Source organism: Azotobacter armeniacus, assembly GCF_054779355.1.
This window is the reverse complement of sequence record NZ_BAAGYK010000091.1, coordinates 1-4,745: the sequence shown is the minus strand read 5'-3', so window position 1 is coordinate 4,745 and position 4,745 is coordinate 1. Positions and strand designations below refer to the sequence as shown.

Below are 4,745 nucleotides of genomic sequence, written 5' to 3'. Positions count from 1 at the left end.
GAAAGGGCGGCGTAACGAGAGCGGCTTCCGCGCCACACAAGGCCTGCTGGCAGAGCTTCGGCAGTGGGAGGAGCGCGAAGACACCGAGCTGTACTGTTTCGACGAGTCCGGGTTTTCGCAAAGATCCGCCTTGCCTTACGCCTGGAGCCCCGTGGGCCAACCGCTGGAACTGCCGGCCTTCTTGCGTAGCCGACGCCTGAACGTGCAGGGCTTGCTGAGTCGCCAGGGCAAGCTGATCCATCACACGACGACCGCTACCGCGACGACGGAGGTGGTCATCGAAGCCTTCGACCGCCTGATCGAGCAGAAGTCGCCCGACGCCTTTGCGATCGTCGTGCTCGACAATGCCCGCACCCATCGCTCCGCCTTGTTTCAGCGCAAGCGGCTGGAAGGGCGGGCACAACGAGTCCACGTGATTTTCCTACCTCCGTACTCGCCTGAACTCAACCTGATCGAGATGCTCTGGCGGAAGATCAAGTACGAATGGCTTCCCCTGAGCGCCTACCGGAGCTTCCAGTCACTCAGCAGCCATGTGCTTCAGGTGCTGTCAGGTTACGGCGAGCAGTATCGGATTAATTTTCTGTAGGTACTTAAGTGCTCGAAGAAAAATAATCCGATATTTTCCCCTGCATTGCCCGTGCAATCCTCTGAAATACAGGGGTTGGCCTGGTTCGAAACAGCAGAAAATCCGGGAAAATTTTGTTCGAGTACTTATCTGAGGTGTGTTTTTGCCAATCGTTTGGAAAGGCAAACTTATAAAAGCAAACGCCCCGAACCGAATGCCTCGGGGCGTTTTCGCTGCTGGTCGCTACAGAGTGCTTTGCCTGCAGCCAGTTGGACGAAGCTTTTTCCATTTGCTCGACTGAAATAATGCAGACGAAATATCGCTCTTCTGCATTATCTCGGCCGCTACCGCTTATTCATCCATTTGCGACTGCAGATAATTCTCCAAGCCGATTTTATCGATCAGATCTAGTTGGGTTTCCAGCCAGTCGATATGGTCTTCTTCGGATTCGAGAATATCTTCCAGCAATTCGCGGCTGGCATAGTCCCCGACACTCTCGCAGTAGGCAATGGCAGCTTTCAGATCGGGCAATCCCGCTTGCTCGAGCTTCAGGTCGCACTCGAGCATTTCCTTGGTGTGTTCACCGATGAGGAGTTTGCCCAGCTCCTGCAGGTTGGGCAGGCCTTCGAGAAACAGAATGCGCTTGATGAGTTTATCGGCATGCTTCATCTCGTCGATGGACTCGTGGTACTCATGCTTGCCGAGCTTCTCCAGGCCCCAGTCCTCATACATGCGAGCGTGCAAGAAATACTGATTGATCGCAATCAACTCGTTGGCGAGGATCTTGTTGAGGTGTTGGATGACTATCTTGTCGCCTTTCATGTCCATTCCTTTCGAATCAGGATGTTGATGAGGCAGTTTGGTCTGTCGGGCTTGATATGTCAAAAGCTAAGTAATTGAATCGAATGGAGAATAAGTCTCCAGTGCGACTGTATACAGGATGGGTTGAGGGGGGCTGGAGAGAGGGGGGTACAGAGTGGAAACCGGATGCCTGCGGAGCCTGAGAGGTTGTGAAAAAATCGAACAGTGCCGTGAGAGCCTCTCTAATCCCCTTCAAAAAGGCGTGCCATGTGAAAAGCGGGAGAGTTTATGAGCCAAATGGTCTTACTTTTCACGTAGCGCAACGTTTTAGCGGCTGTTTTGAAGGGAGGCGCAGCAGCCGCTTGAATTTTTCACAACCTCTGAGTGATCCCCAGAAACTTTCCCGAAAAATCAAATAGGTAGGTCTTGAAGATGTCTGCATGGGCGGGCACGTTGGTTGTCGCCAAACTGACCGATGTCCCCAGACCCCATGCAGACCGTCCAATTCTTGCACGATACCTTCGCCAAGACACTCCTCACAATCTATGCCCGCCGTCTCGAAGCCCTGATGGCCGCGCTGGCCGACCTGCTGCAAGGCCGCCGCCTGAGCCTGACCGCGCTGGGGCGCTTCCTGCCTGGCTCCGCCTGGCCCCGGCATGCCATCGAGCGGGTCGACCGCCTGCTCGGCAACCGGCAGCTGCAGGCCGAGCGGGGGTTGTTCTACTGGGCCATGCGCCGCGCCCTGCTGGGGTCGCTCAAGCATCCGTTGATCCTGGTGGACGGGTCGCCGATCGATGCCGCCGGCAAGCTGTTCCTGCTGCGCGCCGCGATCCCGCTGGCCGGACGTTCGCTGCCAGTCTGTGAAGTCGTCCATCCGCGCGAGGGCTGCCCGCGTTGCCAGAAACGCCTGCTCGAGGCACTCGCGGCGATGCTGCCGGCCGGATGCACGCCCATCCTGGTCACCGATGCCGGCTTCCGGCGGCCCTGGTTCCAGGCCGTCGAAGCCATGGGCTGGCATGACGTCGGCCGTGTGCGCAATCGCGATCTGTGCCGATTTGGCGAGCAGCCCTGGCAGCCGGTGAAAAGCCTGTACGCCCTGGCCTCGGCGTCGCCGAAACGGCTCGGTTTCCTCGAGATGACGCGCTCGGCGCCTTGGTCCACCCAACTCTATGTGGTGAAACATGCGCCGCGGGGGCGCCAGCACCGGCGCGTCACCGGAGCCGTGGCCCGGGACAAGCGCAGCCGGCAAAACGCGCAGCGCGAAAGCGAGCCCTGGCTGCTGGCCAGCAACCTGCCCGAGGCGCAGTGGAATGCCGCGCAGGTCGTGGCGATCTACAAGCAGCGCATGCAGGTCGAGGAGGGCTTCCGCGACCTGAAGAGCCATCGGCTGGGAGTCGGCCTGGGGCCGCATCGCAGCCGCTGCCCGCGGCGCATCGAGATCCTGCTGCGGATTGCCGTGCTGGCCAACTACGCACTGTGCCTGCTAGGTCTGCAGGCCCGGGAGGCAGGGCACGAGTAGCGCTTCCAGAGCAACAGCGTCAAGGACAAGCACGTGCTGTCGCTGTGGCGGCTGGGACTGGAGTATGCACGCATTTATGCGGGAGACATTTCCCGGGAGAGGCTGCGGGAGCTGGAGTTGGCCCTGCGGCGGGAGGTCCACCGGCAAGCGCAGGAACTGGGGTGATTTTGTGGGGATCACTCAGCTGCGGAGCCGGTTTCCAAGAAGGATCAGGAGGCGGCCAATATTGCCGGACAGAAGGTTGCGCCTTGGCTGTTTTGTGCTTCTTCGCCAAGAGTTTCCCTGGCAATTTGCTTGGCTATGCAGGCGCATTTTCCGCACTGCGTGCCGACGCCAAGAGCAATGCGTACATCGCGATAGGTACAGCAGCCGCCTTGAATTGCGCTGCGAATTTGACCATCAGTAACACCTTGACAGAGACATACATACATAGGCGCCTCGGTTCGGCAAGTAATGAAGTGATGAATGGATCCTAATCTTAATGAGAATGATTGTCAAAGATTGGGTCGGCCGCTGGTCGGCCCGAATTCTTCGAGTCTGAGCGACGGAGGCAAGGGATAAGCTCCCATGTCCAGTGCTGCGGTTTTAAAGGCCAGCCCTTTCAAGGTCTTTTGCTTTTTGAGGCTTTGATTGCATGGGCCGTAAGAGAGATGAGCGCGGGCTGTGGCGCCATCGACCCAGTCCCTGGTCTTTTTCACCTTGGGGCCACGCTTGCTCGTGGCCATCTGGCTGGGCTTGATGTGCCGCGCCAACGCCAACAGGCGCTGTGCCAGTGTGCTGGCCGAATCGTCGGCCCAGGCCGGCCAGTGCTCCACTGGCAGCGCCTGGATCGGCCGACGGAGTCGGGCGAGTCCGTGCTCTGGCTCTGGAGCAATCTGCCGGCCGGGATCGGTGCGCAGCAGATTGCCGACCTGTACCGTCTGCGCTGGCGTATCGAGGGGATGTTCCAGCGCCTGGAGTCGGTTCTGCAGAGCGAGATCCGCAGTCTGGGCCATCCCCGGGCAGCGCTGCTGGGGTTTGCCGTGGCGGTGCTGGCCTGCAACCTCCTGGCGGTGCTCGAGCGCAGTGTCGAACAGGCCCATCGCGAACAGCTTCCCGAGGGCTGGGAGGCGTCCCCCTACCACTTGGCGGTCCAGGTCAGAAGCCGTTACGAGAGGATGCTCGTCGCGCAACTCGATACGGCGCCAGGGCGCCTGGCCCTCGTCCACCCGGATGTCTTGTTCGAGCACCCAGCCGGTTTCCACCCCGCCCCGGTCGTGCCAAGGCCCCTCGTGAACGATGCGGGGATGCCTGGCATCCTGGTGCACGATGAAACCGGCTTGGGCCGCCTGGCAGCGTTGAAGAATCGAACGGGTGCAGAAATGCCGGTCGGCTATCCTTGCGTATGGGCATCCATCAACGCTTGGAGTCTGTGTCGGCAAGAGGCGACACGAATTTCATGGGGTGCTTCGGGAGCCACTGAGACAAGGGGCTCAGTATGCCGGAAAATTTTCTTTCAGGTACTTGGCCTGGCGGGCTCAGGGCAATCGCATGAAGCGAGTGGCTCGCATTTGCAGAGGAAAGCGCAAGCCGATATAGCTTGGGTATTTGTGGAGCACTCGAATGCCCCGGCCTGCAACCTCCATCATGGACGTATTCGTCGCCCTGGACGATCCCCGGCAGACCAACAAGGTTCAGCATTCCCGTCGAAACACTGACCGTCGCCGTCTGCGGCATTCTGGTCGGTGCCGACACCCTTGAAGCGATCCAGGCGTGGGCTCAGAGGCTGTGAAGTTTTCGACTCTGGAGCCTGCTGTACCGCGATGCAGGGGAGCAGTGTTGGATTCTCCGCTTCGCGCGCTTTTGCAGTGCCCGGGCCGC

Annotated in this window: 4 protein-coding genes and 2 pseudogenes; 3 read left to right on the top strand and 3 right to left on the bottom strand. The window is 59.6% G+C overall.

What is annotated here, in order from left to right; translation table 11 throughout:
* A partial coding sequence (locus tag ACYVD0_RS12925) for an IS630 family transposase (protein ID WP_460427178.1) occupies positions 1 to 586 on the top strand: 586 nt, incomplete at its 5' end.
* Between the two features lie 330 nt (positions 587 to 916).
* On the opposite strand, the gene bfr is transcribed toward ACYVD0_RS12925, so the two are convergent.
* Positions 917 to 1,387, bottom strand: coding sequence for a bacterioferritin (bfr, locus tag ACYVD0_RS12920; RefSeq protein ID WP_460427177.1), 471 nt, complete (start codon positions 1,385 to 1,387; stop codon positions 917 to 919).
* A 469-nt stretch (positions 1,388 to 1,856) separates the two neighbouring features.
* Here bfr and ACYVD0_RS12915 point away from each other — a divergent pair.
* Positions 1,857 to 3,050, top strand: a pseudogene (locus ACYVD0_RS12915) (IS4 family transposase).
* 44 nt (positions 3,051 to 3,094) lie between these two features.
* Here ACYVD0_RS12915 and ACYVD0_RS12910 read toward each other — a convergent pair.
* Together ACYVD0_RS12910 and ACYVD0_RS12905 are read right to left on the bottom strand one after the other, a co-directional pair.
* A complete protein-coding gene (locus ACYVD0_RS12910) occupies positions 3,095 to 3,316 on the bottom strand; it encodes a bacterioferritin-associated ferredoxin (protein ID WP_460427176.1) in 222 nt (73 codons plus the stop codon).
* Positions 3,317 to 3,379: 63 nt separating this feature from the next.
* Entirely contained in the window at positions 3,380 to 3,700 is a 321-nt protein-coding gene (locus ACYVD0_RS12905; RefSeq protein WP_460427175.1) for a hypothetical protein, read from the bottom strand.
* Positions 3,701 to 3,742: 42 nt separating this feature from the next.
* Here ACYVD0_RS12905 and ACYVD0_RS12900 point away from each other — a divergent pair.
* A pseudogene (locus ACYVD0_RS12900) lies at positions 3,743 to 4,054 on the top strand (IS4 family transposase); the annotation flags it as partial.
* Between the last annotated feature and the right edge of the window lie 691 nt (positions 4,055 to 4,745).